The sequence below is a fragment of the Streptomyces sp. NPDC059649 genome, assembly GCF_042734445.1.
Lineage (GTDB): Bacteria > Actinomycetota > Actinomycetes > Streptomycetales > Streptomycetaceae > Streptomyces.
This window is the reverse complement of the sequence record NZ_JBHWDV010000041.1, coordinates 57,698-73,669: the sequence shown is the minus strand read 5'-3', so window position 1 is coordinate 73,669 and position 15,972 is coordinate 57,698. Positions and strand designations below refer to the sequence as shown.

Here is a 15,972-nt window from a genome sequence, read left to right as displayed (position 1 = left end):
TGTGTGGACTGCTTCGCTTTACGTCCACACAACCGGCCCCTCCGGCCCGTCCCCTCCCGTTGGGGGGAAGTTGAGGCCGGTGGGGGTGGGCGTGGGGTCCCGTAGGGGAGGGTCGAACAGATGCCGTAGGGGGTGCGAGCGCCCCCTGCGGGGCCTCAACTCGACGGGTGGGGGCTGTATTCCCGGCGTGCAGGACGGACGCGAACGGTATGCCGGAACGACAACAGCCGCCCCCACCCACCTCACTCCCCCCACTCACGGGAGGGGACAGACCGGAGGACGAAGTCTGTAGGGCTGTCACCGCACCCGACAAACAACGCCCGCCGCCAGGCGCAACGGCGAGAAACCACCGCGGCGGGACGGCCAGGTACGTACGGGGCGCCGCAAAGCGCAACGGCGACCAAGCCCGACGGCGGGACAGACGGGTACGTACGGGGCGCCGCAAAGCGCAGCGCAACGGCGAGAAACCACCGCGGCGGGACGGCCAGGTACGTACGGGGCGCCGCAAAGCGGCTACCGCACGGCGGAGGCGATGAACGCGTCCAGTACCTTGTCCGCCACCACGACCGGCACCCGCTTCCCCTTGAGGTCCACGTACACGAAGGACTTGGCGGTCTTCACCTGTTCCGGGATCCGTTCGCGCAGTTCCTTGGCCCGGGCCTCGTCGCCCGCCTTCGTCGCCTCGATCAGCGCCAGCGCGGTACGTCCCGCGACGGCCCAGGCGTGCGTGGCGTCCAGCCAGGGGCCGCTGTCGTCGAGGAAGCCGCGGTCCGCCAGCCGGGCGCGCAGCACCGCGGGGGCGTCGTGGAGGGTCCGCAGCACCGCGTCCAGCCGTTCGGCGTTCCCGTCGTTGTGGAACTGGCCGATGGCGGCGGCCAGTTCGGGCGCCTGCTGCGGATTGAGTGAGGAGGCGTAGCTCGCGTCGGCGAAGGCCCGCAGAGCCTGTCGGGTCACCGGGTCGCCGCCGGCCAGCTCGTCGAGCGCGGCGCCCCATGACGTACGGGCGTCATAGGACCGGTCGTTCCACGCGTAGTCGGCGACCGTGTGGAGCGCGATCTTGGACGCCGCGGGCTGGATCATCGGGTTGGCGGTGATCCCCGCCAGTTTCCCGGGCAGCCCCTTCTCCCGGCCGTTGAACGGGCCGAGCAGCAGCCGGCTGGTCACGTAGTCGTTGACCGGGTAGTTGTCCCAGGTCAGGATCGGGTGGCCGAAGACCTCCCGGGCCTGCTCGGCCTGGGCGACGGTCATCGTCGGCGCTATCACCCCGACCCCCGTCCACTCCACCACCACGTTCTTGTCCAGCTGGGTGGCGAGCGCCTTCTTGTACGGCGTGGGCTTCACGTCGTAGTACTCGGTCGGCACCATCTCCAACGGGCGGGCCCCCGGATGCCCGGCGATGAAGTCCTGGTTGACGCGGTTGAGCAGATGGGCCTGCGCCGCGCCGGCCGCCCCGCCGCCGGTGCCGAACTTCTCCTGGTCAGCGGCGCAGTTCCAGTGCGTGTAGCTGATGTCGTCCAGCGGCACGGCGAAGTCGCGCACGCCGATGTCCCACAGCGTCCGGAACTTGGCGGTCAGCGCCTTGAGGTCGGCGTCCGAGCTGTAGCAGACGGAGAGGCCGGGGGAGAGGGCGTAGGTGAAGTCCACATGGCGGGCCCGGGCCCGGTCCACCAGCTCCTTGAGCTGCCCGAGCCGGTCCGCGGGGTAGGGATCGCGCCACTTCTCCCGCAGATAGGCGTCGTCCTTCGGCGAGTAGACGTAGGTGTTCATCTTGTGCGCGCCGTAGAAGTCGAGCTGGTCGAGGCGGGCGCGGTGCGACCACGGCGTGCCGTAGAAGCCCTCGATGACGCCGCGCAGCGGGGTGGCCGGCCAGTCCCGTACGGCGGTGCCCGGCACCTGACCGCCAGGGTGGTCGCGGTGCGGCAGCAGCTGCCGGAGCGACTGCGCGGCGTAGTACGTGCCGGTGGCGTCCTTGCCCGCCAGCGCGATCCGGCCGGCGCCGACGGCCAGCACATAGCCCTCGGCGGGCAGCCCGTCGGTGCCGTGAGCGCCCAGGCCGCGGAGCGCCCGCGCGGCGTCCGGGCCGTCCACGAAGACCGTCAACTGCCCGCCCGCAGGCGGACGTTCGGCCCGTACGACGCGGTCGGCGCCGGCGGCCCTGAGGGACCGCTCGACCAGCTCCAGCGCCGCGGGATCGGCCTTCGGGCCGGCGACGACGGTGGCGGTCGGGGTGATCACCGCCCGGCCGGGCAGACGGTGTGCGGACTGCGGGACGGGGGTGATGGTGCCGGCGGCCGCGGGACGGTCGCCGGCGCTCTCCCGGTCCGCGCCCGGCGGCCCGGCCATGCCCGTGAGGGGCAGGACGGCCAGCGCCATGGCCAGCGTGGTGGCCGCCGCGGTGCGCGTACGGTGCATCCTTCGGTCCTCCTCGGTGCGACGAGGTACAGGGACGAGAGGTACAGGGACGAGGTACGGGGACGAGTCTGGTGCCAGCGCTTCGTGGCAGCAGGCTTCACCCGCGGGGCGCGCCGGGGCAATGGACTTTCGGACGGAAGGGATGGACCTTGCCGGGCGTCGGCGGGCCAGCGGCCGCGGCGGTCGGCGGTCGGCGGGTCAGCGTGACTTGGCGATGATGACGAGCAGGCTCATGAAGGCCAGCAGGACGTGCGTGGCGACCACGTAGATGAACACCCGCACATACAGTCCGCGGGGTGGCTTGTTCTCGACGTAGCGCGAAGGGGCGGGCGCGGCGGAGGGGCCGGCGGGGAGGTCGGCCGGGGTCTGGTCGGGCACGGCGTACGGTCCTTTCGTTCGGGCGGCGCGCGGGCTCACACGCCGCGGTACCTCGCGTCGTCGCCCAGGCACAGCTCGGCGGCGCCGCTCTGCAGCAGCGTGTGGACGAACAGGAGCTCCGTGCCGCCCCGGGAGTCGGCGGCGATCCGGTGCGGGGTGAGCGAGTCGAAGTGCGCCGCGTCCCCCGGGGCCAGCACGTGCGCCGCCGCACCGAGCGTCAGCCGCAGCCGTCCCTCGAGGACGTAGAGCCACTCCTCGCCGGGATGCACCCGCACCAGCTCGCCCTGTGCCCGGTGTGGCACATGCACCCGGAGCGCCTGCATGGCGCGGCCGGCGCCGCCCACGGTCCAGTACGTCCAGCCGCCGGCCTCCGAGGGCTCGGCGCGGTCAGCGCGGACGATCGGGTCCCGCTCCGGGGCGGTCTCGCCCAGCAGGTCGGATACCGTGGTGCCGTACGTCCGTGCGAGCGCCAGCAGCATCGGCAGCGAGGGCTGGCGCCGGCCGGTCTCCAGACGGGACAGGTGCGCGGGCGACAGCCCGACCAGCCGGGCCGCCGTCTCCAGCGTGAGACCGCTGCGTCGCCGCAGGTCACGCAGGCGCGGCGCGACGGTGGGGAGCTCGGCCGGCGGGACGCCGGGAGGCTCGTCGGGGAGCTCGGGCATATCCCTGGTATAGCGAGATACGGCCTGCCGGGCAAAAGTTTTGCCTCTGAGGCAAAAGCCCTCGGCTCCCCGTCACGCGCTCTGTGGACCCCCGCCGCGGACCGGGCGCCTCGGGGCGCGTGCCCGGTTCGCGGTCAGGACTGTTCGGCATCCTCCGGGTACCACCGCAGCTCGACGGTGTTGCCGTCCGGGTCCTGCACGTAGATCGACTGGGCATCGCCGCGCGCGCCGTAGCGGCCGACCGGGCCCTCCAGGACGGTGAAGGCGCCGGAGTCGATGACCTCCTGCCAGTCCAGCGGGTCCACGACGAGGCAGATGTGGTCCACGTTGGTGGCCGGCGCCGCGCCGGACTCGTCCTCGGGACGGGTGATCAGGTCGATGATCGTGACGGGGTTGATCCGCACCGACGGGAACGGGGCCTCGCCGGCCCGCCACTCCTCGACCCGTACCGGCTCCAGCCCGAGCGGACCGCAGTAGAAGTCCAGCGCCCGCTCGATGTCCCGCACCTTGAGCACCAGGTGGTCGAAGTCCTTGACCCGCATGGAAAACCCTCCCGTTCGTCGCGCACGGTGCTCCGGACCGTCCGTGGCACCGCCGGTCCGCTCACGTCCTCCGGTGATCGTCCGTGTGGTCATCATGCCTGGTGGGGACCGAAGGGGACATCGTGATTTTTCGGGCTTCCAGTTGGGGTGACCGTGTGAACTCCGGGGAAACATCGGCCTCTTGGGATTGACAGGGCCATGTCTACGCGCGTCATTCTGGGAGGCATGAGAATCCCCCCACGGATTACCAGGATCGGCGCCGCGGGCGCCCTCGCATCGGCCCTTCTCCTCGGCGGGACCGCGGTCGCCGCCACCCCCTCCGGCACGGCCACCCCGCACGCCACGACGGCGTACGCAACGGCCGTGCACGTCAAGGACGTCGGCAGCGTCTGTTACTCCAAGCTGCCCTCGCAAGCCCATGACACCCTCGACCTGATCGCCAAGGGCGGGCCGTTCCCGTACCCGAAGGACGGGACGGTCTTCGACAACCGCGAGGGCATCCTGCCGAAGCAGAGCACCGGCTACTACCACGAGTACACGGTCATCACCCCGGGCTCGCCCGACCGCGGTGCCCGGCGCATCGTGGCCGGCGAGAAGCAGGACGAGGACTACTACACCGCTGACCACTACGCCACGTTCGACCTGGTCGACCGCAACTGCTGAGACCGGCTCAGACGGCGCACGGGGTCGGACGAACGACCCGGACACCATCCGCCGCGGCGGTCGGGGTGCCTTTCGCACCCCGGCCGCCGCTTTGCCGTGCGCCCCCTTTGACCTCGCTCTTCTCGCATTTCTTGGCAGAAGGGGCGCGCGGGGCGCACCCCCCGAGAGAGGATTGTCGGTGGTTCCCGGTAGCGTTTCGGTGGAAACGAGGAGCGGGCGGGCATCGGCGGACAAGGGACCATGTGGGGTCAGCTGCTGCGGCGCGCCCGGGAAAGTGCCGTATCCGCCACGGCCGGGCGGTCCGGCATGGTGCGTCGCAGACAAGGAAGGACGGCGAACTGCCGTGTATCGCTGGGAGATCACCCGGGCCGCACTGGCGCAGCGCGTATTCGCCATCGTTCGCAGCAAGACCTACGACGAGGCGAGCGCCACCGCCGACACCCTGCTGTCGGCCGGCATCACGACCCTGGAGATATCCCTGACCACCCCCTTCGCCCTGGAGGCGGTCACGACGCTGACGCGTGAGCTGGGGGAGGATGCGGTCATCGGCGCGGGCACGGTCCTTGACGCCATGTCGGCCCGGATGGCGGTCGACGCCGGCGCCCGCTTCCTGGTCTCGCCCAGCCTGGACCCCGAGGTCATCCGCACCGCCCACCGCTACGGCGTCCCGGTCTTCCCCGGTGTCTCGACGCCCACCGAAATCGTCCGCGCCCTGGAGCTCGGCGCGGACGCCCTCAAGCTCTTCCCCGCCTCGACGCACGACCCGTCCTGGCTCAGGGAGGTCCGCGCGGCGCTGCCGCAGGCGCCGTTGCTGCCGACCGGCGGGGTGACGGTCGACAGCGCGCCCGAGTGGATCGCCGCCGGCGCGGCCGCCGTCGGCATGGGCGCCGCCCTCTCCGAAGGCGACCGCGACACCGTCTCCAAGCGCGCCGCCGAGCTCCTCACCCGGCTCGCCGAAGCCGCCCCGGACGGGTCGGCGGGCGATGACGTGGGCGGCCTGTACGGCGACTGACGAGCTGTTGTGATTGACGGGCCGGCACGTTTGTCATGGTGCGGTCTCCGCCGGGACCGCCCCCCCGTGGCGAATACCGGTCCCGGTCCTGGCTCGGCCCCGGTCCCGGTCCTGGCCCGGCCCCGGTCCCGGTCCGGCCCCCGGCCCTGGTCCCGGCCCTCCGTCCCGGTCCCCGGGCAAGGGGTTCACGTCGATCACCGGCTCTGCCAGGCTGAGCGCGCGATCACCCGACGAGGCGTCAGCCCCGTGCCCCGCAGCCCAAGGAGCCACAGGAGACCCGATGAAGCGTGCCGTCACCCTCTCCGCCCTCGCCTGTCTGCTCGCCGTCACCGCGACCGCCCCCGCGGCGTCCGGCGCCCCCGCCCCGTCGCGGCACCCCGCCCACGGACGGCAGGCGTCGGCGCTCGACAGCGTTCCGCGGCGCGGGGTGCTGCGGGTGTGCACCACCGGCGACTACCGCCCCTTCAGCTACCGCGACCCCGGGACCGGCGACTACCGCGGGGTGGACATCGACATGGCCCGGGACCTCGCCCGGAGCCTGGACGCCACGCCCCGTTACGTCCCGACCACCTGGGCCGGACTGATCGGCGACCTCTCGGCCGGGCGCTGTGACATCGCCATGGGTGGCGTCTCGATCACCCTGGCGCGGGCCCGTGCGGTCGCCTTCAGCGAGCCCACCCGCACGGACGGCAAGACCCCGATCGTGCGCTGCGCCGACAAGGACACGTACGGCACGCTGGAGCAGATCGACCGCCCCGGCACGACCGTCATCGTCAACCCGGGCGGCACCAACGAGCAGTTCGCCCGCGCCCACATCAAGCACGCGACCCTGAAGGTCCATCCGGACAACACCACGATCTTCGACGAGATCATCGCCGGCCGCGCCGACGTGATGATGACCGACGCCAGCGAGACCCGCTATCAGGCCAAGCTCCACCCCGAACTCTGCTCGGTCCACCCGGACAAGCCCTTCACCTTCTCCGAGAAGGCCTACGCGCTGCCCCGGGGCGACCACGACTTCACGGCCTATGTGAACCAGTGGGTGCATCTGGCCACGCACGACGGCACGTACCGGACGTACGAGAACGCCTGGATGGGGGAGTGATGACGGACACCGAGCGGGACGGCACCGGGATCGACGCGGTCGCCGCCTTCGATCTCGCGACCGCCCAAAAGGGCCTGGACGAGCAGCCGTTCAGCAGATTGCTGGGGGCACGGCTCACCGCGTTCGGGGACGGCGGGGCGACGCTGGAACTGGACATCCGCGAGGAACTGCTGCAGCAGTACGGGTTCGTGCACGGCGGGGTGCTGTCGTACGCCGCCGACAACACCCTGACGTTCGCCGCGGCCACCGCCCTGGGCCCGGCCATCATCACCGGCGGCTTCTCGATCCAGTACCTGCGGCCGGCGCGCGGCCGTACGCTCCGCGCCCGCGCCGAAGTCGTCCACGCCGGCCGCCGACAGGCCGTGTGCCGCTGCGATCTCACGGTCCTCGAAGCGGACGGCACCGAGCGCCTGTGCGCGGTGGCGCAGGGCACGGCACTGTCCCTCAACGGCCCGGCAGGCAACGGTCCGGCGGGCAGTGGTCCGGCGGACAACGGTCCGGCCGGCAGCCGTCCGCTCGGCCGCGGGTGAGGAAATACGGGTGCGGAAGGGGCATTCGGTGGGCAGGCTGAGGGTCATGATCCCTCCGTTCGACGGCGTCCTCCGGACGTTCCCGATCCCCGCAGGCAGGCCCGCGTGACCGACTGGATCACCACCCCCATCGAACCGCACCTGCTGCGCGGCGCCCTGGAGGTGGAGCGCACCGCACACGGCGTGCTGCCGCACCGGCTGCCTGCCTGGGCCCGCAAGCAGTGGCCCGACGACTACCTGGCCATGGTCGAGTCCCAACCCGCCGGCGTCCGGCTGGCGTTCCGCACCAGCGCCACCGCCGTCGAGCTGGACACGCTCCCCACGAAGACGGTCTACGAGGGCGCCCCGCCGCAGCCGGACGGCGTGTACGACCTGGTCGTGGACGGCCGGCTCACCGCCCGGGCGGCCGTCCCGACCGGCAATGTCCGCACCATCGACATGACCACCCAGGCGATCGTCACCCGCCCCGGCCCGCCCGGCACCCTCCGGTTCACCGAGCTGCCCGCCGGCACGAAGGACGTCGAGATCTGGCTGCCGCAGACGGAGACCACCGAGCTGATCGCGCTGCGCACGAACGCCCCGGTCGAGGCCGCCCCGGACCGCGGCCGCCGGGTCTGGCTGCACCACGGCAGTTCGATCAGCCACGGCTCCACGGCCCAGGGGCCGACGGAGACCTGGCCGGCGCTGGCCGCCGCCCGGGGCGGGGTGGAGCTGATCAACCTCGGCTTCGGCGGCAACGCGTTGCTGGACCCGTTCACCGCGCGCGCCATGCGGGACACCCCCGCGGACCTGATCAGCGTCAAGATCGGCATCAATCTGGTCGGCCACGACCTGATGCGGCTGCGTGCCTTCGGACCGGCGGTCCACGGCTTCCTCGACACGATCCGCGAGGGGCATCCGACCGCGCCGCTGCTGGTCGTCTCCGCCGTCCTGTGCCCGGTCCACGAGGACACCCCCGGACCCGGCGCGCCCGACTTCAGCAACGGGACGCTGCGCTTCACGGCCACCGGCGACCCCAAGGACCCCGGCCGCCTCACGCTCCGCCGCATCCGGGACGAGCTGGCCCGGATCACCGCCGCGCGGGCGGCCGACGATCCGAACCTGCACTACCTCGACGGCCGGGTGCTCTACGGCGAGGCGGACCACGCCGAACTGCCGCTGCCCGACGCGCTCCACCCGGACGCGGCCGGTCATCGCCGTATCGGCGAGCGGTTCGCCGAGCGGGTCTTCGGGGACGGCGGTCCGTTCGCCGTCAGGGACGACCGACCGGGTGCCCGAGGACGTTGACGACCCGTCCGTCCGGGTCCCGGACGAAGAAGCGGCGCACGCCCCACTCCTCGTCCGCGAGGGGCCGGACGATCACGGCGCCCGCGGCCCGCAGGGTGGCGTAGGCCGCGTCCACGTCGTCGACCTCGATGCTGAGGTCGGGGGTGACCGGAGCGGTCCGGTCCGCGGTCAGGAAGGTGAGCTGGGCGGTGGGGTTCGCCGGCGAGGCCAGCGTCATCACCCAGCCTTGGTTCATGACCTCCTCCAGGCCGAGCAGTCCGTAGAAGGCACGGTTTTCCTCCAGGGCGGTCGACCGGAGGTCGGGGACGACCCGGCGTACGGACATCAGGGCTCCTCACAGGGGGCGGGGACGGGGACGCGCGGAAGGGCGTGGTCGGACGGTCACGGGGAGGCGGGTGGCGACGGCGGGTGCCGGACGGCGTCGAGGACGTCGCGCAGCACGGCGCGGTGGTCGTCCGGGCGGCGGACCAGCGCGAGTCGAGCGGGGGCCAGGCCGGTGACGGGGCGGGCGACGACGCCGGGCCGCCGGTAGATCGCGGCGTTCCCGGCCGCCAGCAGGACCACCCCGAGGCCCTCCGCCACCGCCTCGAAGGTCTCGTCCGCATTGGCGACCACCCCGCCGATGCGCACCGGCCGGCCGCCCCGTTCGTCCACCGCGAGCCAGTGGTCCCGTAGGGCCCCCGCGGCCTCCGGCAGCGCCAGGAACGGTTCGTCGAGCAGCGCGGCGAACGGGATCTCGGCGGCCGCCGCGAGCCGGTGGCCGGCCGGCAGCGCCACCCACCGCGGTTCGGTGGCCACGACCTGCACGGCGAATTTCTCCTGCCCCGGGAACGGCAGCCACAGCAGCGCCAGGTCCGTCTCCCCGCCCGCGAGCCCCGCGGTGGCGTCCGCCCAGTCGATCTGCCGTACCTGGACGCGCCAGTTGGGGCGGCGTTCGGCGAGCCGGTCGCGGATCGCGGGGAGCAGCCCGCGGCCCGTGCTCGTCGAGATGCCCAGGGTCAGCACGGCGGCCTCCGCGGCGGCCGCGTCGCTGACCGCGCGCTGCGCCTCGTCCCAGAGCTGGACCAGCTCCCGCGCCCTGGGCAGCAGCGCGGCACCGGACGCGGTCAGCGCGACCGTCCGCCGGTCGCGGTCGAACAGCTTCACCCGCAGGCCGTCCTCCAGCTGCCGGATCTGCTTGCTCAGCCCCGGCTGGGAGACGAACAGCCGCTCGGCGGCCCGGGTGAAGTTCAACTCCTCGGCCGTGGCGACGAAGTAGCGCAGGTCCCGCAGATGAGCGTCCATAGCCATGGGTTATCAGAAACGGCGTTGGACGCGCAGGAAACCGGGGACGGAACATGGTCCTATGGACGCTGCCGACCCCGTAGGCGCGGGCCCTGTGGACGCCGGCCCTCCCACCGGCCCCGTCGCCCTGGTGACCGGCGCCACCCGCGGTATCGGCCGCGAGGTGTGCCGGCAGCTGGCGGCGCGCGGCTACACGGTGCTGCTGACCGGACGCTCGCCGGACGCCGTGCGGCGGGTGGCCGGGGAACTGCGCGGCACTCCCGGTGCGGGCCGGGACGTCCGGCCGCTGCGCATGGACGTCACCGACGACGCCGGTGTGGCGGCGGCCGCCGCCGAGGTCGCCGAGCGCTTCGGCCGGCTGGACGTGCTGGTCAACAACGCCGCCATCGGCTACGACACCGGGCAGCGGGCCGTCACCGCGGATCTCGCGCGGGTGCGTGAGGTGGCCGAAACCAACCTCTACGGGCCGTGGCGCACCGCGATCGCGTTCGCCCCGCTGCTCCGGGCCTCGGAGCATCCGCGGCTGGTCAACGTCTCCAGCGAGGCCGGTTCGCTGACCAACATGGGCGGCGGCACCCCCGCGTACTCGGCGTCCAAGGCGGCGCTCAATGCGCTCACCCGGATGCTGGCCGCCGAGCTGCGGGCCGACGGCGTGCTGGTCAACGCGGTCTGCCCGGGCTGGGTGGCCACCGACATGGGCGGGCCGGGCGGCCGGCCGGTCGACGAGGGCGCGGCCGGTGTCGTGCATGCGGCGACCCTGCCGGACGACGGCCCCACGGGCGGCTTCTTCCGGGACGGCCGCCCGCTGCCCTGGTAGCCCGCCGGGGCCCGGACGGCTGACGGCCGCGCGGTCGTCCGCCTCACGACTGCTCCGCCGCCCCGTTGCCGCTCATGTCCGGACAATGTGACCTCCGGACTTCCCGTCATCTGTGCGGGCGGATACGCTCGCGAACGTGGGGAAACGTGATACGGAACAAGCCCTGGGCGCCGAGAGCCCCGTTCAGTTCAGCGTGGACCGGAGCAGTCCGGTCCCGTTGTATTTCCAGCTGTCGCAGCAGCTGGAGGCGGCGATCGAGACCGGCAAACTGGCGCCCGGCAGTCTGCTCGGCAACGAGATCGAGCTGGCCGGCCGGCTCGGGCTGTCCCGGCCCACGGTCCGCCAGGCCATCCAGTCGCTGGTCGACAAGGGGCTGCTGGTGCGCCGCCGCGGCATCGGCACCCAGGTCGTGCACAGCCAGGTCAAGCGCCCGCTGGAGCTGAGCAGCCTCTACGACGACCTGGAGGCGGCCGGGCAGAAACCGGCCACCCGGGTGCTGCTCAACACCACCACCGAGGCCGACGCCGAGGTCGCCGCCGCGCTGGGCCTCGCCGAGGGTGCGGAGGTCGTGCTGGTCGAGCGGCTCCGGATGGCCCACGGCGAACCGGTCGCGCACCTGCGCAACCACCTCCCCGCGGGCCTGCTGAAGCTGGACACCGCCGAACTGGAGGCGACCGGGCTGTACCGCCTGATGCGGTCGGCCGGGATCACCCTGCACAGCGCCCGCCAGGCCGTCGGTGCCCGGGCGGCGACCGCGGAGGAGGGACAGCGGCTCGACGAGCCCGAGGGCGCCCCGCTGCTCACGATGCAGCGGACCACGTTCGACGACACCGGACGCGCCGTGGAGTTCGGCTCGCACGTCTACCGGGCGTCGCGCTACGCCTTCGAGTTCCAGCTGCTCGTACGGCCGTGAGGGCGGTGGGCGGTCCACGGGGGAGGACGCCGGTGCCGCGCACGGTCCACGTTCACCCAGCCATGTGCTTTCGTCAGAATGTTCTGACAAAGTATTGACGTGGCTCCGCGCCGGCCGTTACAACTCCTCCAGCCGCATTCCGGCGGCCGTGGAGAAAAGGCGGTTCCACGATGATCAGCGTGCGTACGACCGGCGTCCGGCGGCTCACCCTCCGCAGCGCCGCCGCTTTACTGACCACCGTCGCACTGGCCGCCGGGTGCAGCGCCACCGGCGGCCAGGACGCCAAGGACGAGGGGGCCGGCGGCAGCCACCTGACCATCGGGATGGTCAGCCACGCCGGCGACGGCGACACCTTCTGGGACATCGTCCAGAACGGCGCCCAACAGGCCGCCGCCAAGGACCACGTCAAGTTCCTCTACGCCCACGACAAGGAGGGCGGCCAGCAGGCCGAGCTGATCCAGTCCTACATCGACCAGAAGGTCGACGGGCTGATCGTCACGCTCGCCAAGCCGCAGGCCGTCAAGGCCGCGGTCCGCAAGGCCGAGGCCGCGGGCATCCCGGTGATCACCATCAACTCCGGCGGTGAGTTCTCCCGGGCGTACGGGGCGCTCACGCACATTGGGCAGGACGAGTCGGTGGCCGGCCGCGCGGTCGGCGAGGAGCTCGACCACCGGGGGGCGAAGAAGGTCCTCTGCGTCCTCCACGAGCAGGGCAACGTGTCCCTGGAGGACCGCTGCGCGGGCGTCCGCAAGGGCTTCCACGGGACCGTCGAGAACCTCAACGTCGACGGCACCAACGCCCCCGCCGCCCAGTCCTCGATCGAGGCCAAGCTGCAGTCCGACAAGTCGCTCGACGCGATCGTGACACTCGGTGCCCCGATCGCGGCGCTCTCCGTCAAGGCCAGGCACGACGCCGGCAGCAGCGCGCAGATCGCGACGTTCGACCTGAACGCCGCCGTGGTCAAACTGCTCAAGGCCAAGGACGTCACCTTCGCCGTCGACCAGCAGCCCTACCTCCAGGGCTACGAGGCGGTCGACCTGCTCTGGCTGCACAAGACCAACGCCGATGTGCTGGGCGGCGGGAAGCCGGTGCTCACCGGGCCCGCGCTGGTGACGCAGAAGGACGTACCCCAGCTGACCGAGTACACCGGGCGAGGCACCAGGTGAGACCAGAGGGGAGACGGGACGACCCCATGAACCGGGACAGATCACCGGTAACGGATACTTGGCCGGTTGGGCCCGGCCGGCCGGCGCCGGAGTGCGGCACCGCACCCGCCCGGACCGGGCGGCCCACACACCGAATACGACCGACGCAGCCGAAACGGCGAGATCAGCGGGAAGGGCGAGTCCTCGTGGCAAGGGTTCAAGGAAGGGGACGCGTCATCAGCGCCGTGCTCGCGGCGGCGCTCGGCGCCTCCCTGGCGGGCTGCAGCGCCACCGGCGGCCTGCGCGCCGAGCAGGAGCGCGCCGCCAAGACCGCCGGTGGCAAGGCCGCGGTGAACACCCCCCAGTGGACGTTCGCCATGGTCACCCACTCGGGAGACGGCGACACCTTCTGGGACATCGTGCAGAACGGCGCCCAGCAGGCCGCCGTCAAGGACAACATCAAGTTCGTGTACGGGCACGACAAGGAGGCCCAGCGGCAGAGCCAGCTGGTGCAGTCCTACATCGACCAGAAGGTCGACGGGCTGATCGTCTCCCTCGCCAAGCCCAACGCCATGAAGGACGTCGTCGAGAAGGCCGAGAAGGCCGGCATACCGGTGATCACCGTGAACTCCGGCGCCGAGGAGTCCAAGGCCTTCGGGGCGCTCACCCACATCGGGCAGGACGAGACGGTGGCCGGCGAGGCGGTCGGCGACACGCTGAACCAGCGCGGCCGCAAGAAGGCTCTGTGCGTCCTGCACGAACAGGGCAACGTCGGCCACGAACAGCGCTGCGACGGCGCCGCCAAGACCTTCAAGGGCAAGCTGGAGAAGCTCTACGTCGAGGGCACCAACATGCCCGACGTACAGTCCTCCATCGAGTCCAAGCTCCAGGCCGACCCGTCCATCGACGCCGTGGTCACCCTCGGCGCACCCTTCGCGCCCACCGCCGTCAAGGCCAGGGAACAGGCCGGCAGCAAGGCCGAGATCGACACCTTCGACCTCAACGCCCAGGTCGCCGCCGGCCTCAAGGACGGCACCCTCGGCTTCGCCGTCGACCAGCAGCCCTACCTCCAGGGCTACGAGGCGGTCGACCTGCTCTGGCTGTACAAGTACAACTCCGACACCCTCGGCGGCGGGAAGCCGGTGCTCACCGGGCCCCAGGTGATCACCAAGAAGGACGCCGACGCCCTGCAGGACTACACGAAGCGGGGTACCCGATGACCACCACCCTCAAGGCACCCGTCCAGGACGAACGGCTGCTGCACCGCTCCCTGGCCCGCCGGCTGATGGGCCGCCCCGAACTGGGCTCCGTCGTCGGTGCCGCCGCGGTCTTCGTCTTCTTCTCGATCGTCGCCGAGCCCTTCCTGCGGGCGTCCAGCCTCTCCACCGTGCTCTACGCCTCCTCGACCATCGGGATCATGGCCGTACCGGTGGCACTGCTGATGATCGGCGGGGAATTCGACCTGTCGGCCGGCGTCATGGTCGTCAGCTCGGCGCTGATCTCGTCGATGTTCAGCTACCAGATGACCGCCAACACCTGGGTCGGTGTGGGGGTTTCGCTGCTGGTCACCCTCGCCATCGGGGCGTTCAACGGGTTCCTGCTGACCCGTACGAAACTGCCCAGCTTCATCATCACGCTCGGCACCTTCTTCATGCTGACCGGCCTCAACCTCGGCTTCACCAAGCTGATCAGCGGCACCGTCTCGACGAAGTCGATCTCCGACATGGAGGGCTTCGAGTCGGCCCGTACGCTCTTCGCCTCGCACCTGACCGTCGGCAGCGTCGACATCCAGATCACCATCGTGTGGTGGATCGCGCTGGTCGCCCTGGCCACCTGGATCCTGCTGCGCACCCGCGTCGGCAACTGGATCTTCGCGGTCGGCGGCAACGCCGACGCCGCGCGGGCGGTCGGCGTCCCGGTCACCAGGACGAAGATCGGCCTCTACATGGGCGTCGCCTTCGCCGCCTGGGTCTCCGGCCAGCACCTGCTGTTCTCCTACGACGCGATCCAGTCCGGCGACGGCGTCGGCAACGAATTCCTCTACATCATCGCCGCGGCGGTCGGCGGCTGCCTGATGACCGGCGGCTTCGGCTCGGCGATCGGCGCCGCCGTCGGCGCCTTCATCTTCGGCATGGCCAGCAAGGGCATCGTCTACGCGCAGTGGAATCCGGACTGGTACAAGTTCTTCCTCGGCGCGATGCTGCTGCTCGCCACACTCCTGAACGCATGGGTCCGCAAGCGGGCGGAGGACAAGGCATGACAGCGCTGGTCGAGCTGACCGACGTCAGCAAGTACTACGGCAACGTCCGGGCACTGGAGGGCGTGTCCCTGGAGGTGCACGCGGGGGAGATCACCTGCGTGCTCGGCGACAACGGCGCCGGCAAGTCCACCCTCATCAAGATCATCGCGGGGCTGCACCGGCACGACCGCGGCACCTTCGCCATCGAGGGTGAGGAGACCGCCCTGGCCTCCCCGCGCGAGGCCCTGGACCGCGGCATCGCCACCGTCTACCAGGACCTCGCCGTCGTCCCCCTCATGCCGGTCTGGCGGAACTTCTTCCTCGGCTCCGAGCCGACCACCGGCTTCGGCCCCTTCAAGCGGCTCGACGTCGAGACGATGCGGGAGACCACCCGCAGCGAGCTGCTGCGGATGGGCATCGACCTGCGCGACGTCGACCAGCCCATCGGCACCCTCTCCGGCGGCGAACGGCAGTGCGTGGCCATCGCCCGCGCCGTCTACTTCGGCGCCAAGGTCCTCGTCCTGGACGAGCCGACGGCGGCGCTCGGCGTCAAGCAGTCCGGCGTGGTCCTCAAGTACGTCGCGGCCGCCCGGGACGCCGGCCTCGGCGTGGTGTTGATCACGCACAACCCGCACCACGCCTACCTCGTCGGCGACCGCTTCGTCCTCCTCAAGCGCGGCACGATGGCCGGCAGCCACACCAAGAAGGAGATCGCCCTGGAGGAGCTGACCCGTCAAATGGCGGGCGGCAGCGAACTGGAACAACTCAGTCACGAACTGGCCCGCACCGCCACCCCGGAATTCCCCGGCGGCCACCGGCCCGACTGAGCAGGTCAGCACCGTGCCGCGCCCCGCACCGGCCACCCGGCCGGGCGGGGCGCGGCACTGCCGGTCGCGGTGCGCCGGACGCCACCGGTGATGCACAATCGGCACCGAACCCGCACGCCGAGGCCCCGGCCTCCCGAGACCCCCCTAGGGACGAGA

General features: G+C 71.8%; 16 protein-coding genes and 1 pseudogene. 11 read left to right on the top strand and 6 right to left on the bottom strand.

The genetic code is table 11. The features are described 5' to 3' along the window. Positions 1-513: 513 nt before the first annotated feature. The 4 genes from ACFV1J_RS31190 to ACFV1J_RS31175 all read right to left on the bottom strand — a co-directional run bounded on the left by ACFV1J_RS31190 (position 514) and on the right by ACFV1J_RS31175 (position 3,994). Positions 514-2,412 (bottom strand): beta-N-acetylglucosaminidase domain-containing protein, encoded by a 1,899-nt coding sequence (locus ACFV1J_RS31190; protein WP_385863654.1) that lies wholly within the window; start codon positions 2,410-2,412, stop codon positions 514-516. A 198-nt stretch (positions 2,413-2,610) separates the two neighbouring features. Beyond that, the gene (locus tag ACFV1J_RS31185) at positions 2,611-2,790 is read right to left on the bottom strand and encodes a DUF6126 family protein (protein WP_385863652.1); all 180 of its coding nucleotides are present in this window, start codon (positions 2,788-2,790) and stop codon (positions 2,611-2,613) included. A 35-nt stretch (positions 2,791-2,825) separates the two neighbouring features. Beyond that, positions 2,826-3,452: a helix-turn-helix domain-containing protein gene (locus ACFV1J_RS31180; protein WP_385863650.1), complete on the bottom strand. Its 627-nt coding sequence runs from the start codon at positions 3,450-3,452 to the stop codon at positions 2,826-2,828. A gap of 134 nt (positions 3,453-3,586) precedes the next feature. Then, entirely contained in the window at positions 3,587-3,994 is a 408-nt protein-coding gene (locus tag ACFV1J_RS31175; protein WP_385863648.1) for a VOC family protein, read from the bottom strand. A 225-nt stretch (positions 3,995-4,219) separates the two neighbouring features. Here ACFV1J_RS31175 and ACFV1J_RS31170 point away from each other — a divergent pair, with 225 nt between their 5' ends. From ACFV1J_RS31170 to ACFV1J_RS31150, 5 genes and pseudogenes are all read left to right on the top strand, one after another. Beyond that, complete coding sequence (locus ACFV1J_RS31170) at positions 4,220-4,657, top strand: ribonuclease domain-containing protein (protein ID WP_385863646.1); 438 nt, start codon at positions 4,220-4,222, stop codon at positions 4,655-4,657. A gap of 343 nt (positions 4,658-5,000) precedes the next feature. Continuing rightward, a complete protein-coding gene (locus tag ACFV1J_RS31165) occupies positions 5,001-5,669 on the top strand; it encodes a bifunctional 4-hydroxy-2-oxoglutarate aldolase/2-dehydro-3-deoxy-phosphogluconate aldolase (protein WP_385863644.1) in 669 nt (222 codons plus the stop codon). A gap of 280 nt (positions 5,670-5,949) precedes the next feature. Further along, positions 5,950-6,774 (top strand): transporter substrate-binding domain-containing protein, encoded by an 825-nt coding sequence (locus ACFV1J_RS31160; protein ID WP_385863642.1) that lies wholly within the window; start codon positions 5,950-5,952, stop codon positions 6,772-6,774. Continuing rightward, a pseudogene (locus ACFV1J_RS31155) lies at positions 6,774-7,217 on the top strand (PaaI family thioesterase); the annotation flags it as partial. The gene ACFV1J_RS31160 and the pseudogene ACFV1J_RS31155, both read left to right, overlap by 1 nt. A gap of 192 nt (positions 7,218-7,409) precedes the next feature. Further along, positions 7,410-8,591 carry a GDSL-type esterase/lipase family protein gene (locus tag ACFV1J_RS31150; RefSeq protein WP_385863640.1) on the top strand — a complete coding sequence of 394 codons (1,182 nt, stop codon included), beginning with the start codon at positions 7,410-7,412 and terminating at the stop codon, positions 8,589-8,591. On the opposite strand, the gene ACFV1J_RS31145 is transcribed toward ACFV1J_RS31150, so the two are convergent. Further along, on the bottom strand, positions 8,557-8,916 hold the full coding sequence (locus ACFV1J_RS31145) for a VOC family protein (protein WP_385863638.1): 360 nt from the start codon (positions 8,914-8,916) through the stop codon (positions 8,557-8,559). The two genes, ACFV1J_RS31150 and ACFV1J_RS31145, sit on opposite strands and share 35 nt — an antisense overlap. A gap of 56 nt (positions 8,917-8,972) precedes the next feature. Continuing rightward, positions 8,973-9,875, bottom strand: a complete 903-nt coding sequence (locus tag ACFV1J_RS31140) for a LysR family transcriptional regulator (RefSeq protein ID WP_385863665.1) — start codon at positions 9,873-9,875, stop codon at positions 8,973-8,975. A gap of 61 nt (positions 9,876-9,936) precedes the next feature. Between ACFV1J_RS31140 and ACFV1J_RS31135 the strand changes: the two genes are divergently transcribed. The 6 genes from ACFV1J_RS31135 to ACFV1J_RS31110 all read left to right on the top strand — a co-directional run bounded on the left by ACFV1J_RS31135 (position 9,937) and on the right by ACFV1J_RS31110 (position 15,816). Beyond that, on the top strand, positions 9,937-10,692 hold the full coding sequence (locus tag ACFV1J_RS31135; protein ID WP_385863636.1) for an SDR family oxidoreductase: 756 nt from the start codon (positions 9,937-9,939) through the stop codon (positions 10,690-10,692). 136 nt (positions 10,693-10,828) lie between these two features. Further along, entirely contained in the window at positions 10,829-11,605 is a 777-nt protein-coding gene (locus ACFV1J_RS31130; protein WP_385863634.1) for a GntR family transcriptional regulator, read from the top strand. A 170-nt stretch (positions 11,606-11,775) separates the two neighbouring features. Continuing rightward, complete coding sequence (locus tag ACFV1J_RS31125) at positions 11,776-12,771, top strand: sugar ABC transporter substrate-binding protein (RefSeq protein WP_385863633.1); 996 nt, start codon at positions 11,776-11,778, stop codon at positions 12,769-12,771. Positions 12,772-12,995: 224 nt separating this feature from the next. After that, positions 12,996-13,970 carry a sugar ABC transporter substrate-binding protein gene (locus ACFV1J_RS31120; protein WP_385863663.1) on the top strand — a complete coding sequence of 325 codons (975 nt, stop codon included), beginning with the start codon at positions 12,996-12,998 and terminating at the stop codon, positions 13,968-13,970. Further along, on the top strand, positions 13,967-15,010 hold the full coding sequence (locus ACFV1J_RS31115) for an ABC transporter permease (RefSeq protein WP_385863631.1): 1,044 nt from the start codon (positions 13,967-13,969) through the stop codon (positions 15,008-15,010). Before ACFV1J_RS31120 ends, ACFV1J_RS31115 begins: the two co-directional genes overlap by 4 nt. Then, the gene (locus tag ACFV1J_RS31110) at positions 15,007-15,816 is read left to right on the top strand and encodes an ATP-binding cassette domain-containing protein (RefSeq protein ID WP_385863629.1); all 810 of its coding nucleotides are present in this window, start codon (positions 15,007-15,009) and stop codon (positions 15,814-15,816) included. Before ACFV1J_RS31115 ends, ACFV1J_RS31110 begins: the two co-directional genes overlap by 4 nt. The last annotated feature ends 156 nt before the right edge of the window (positions 15,817-15,972 follow it).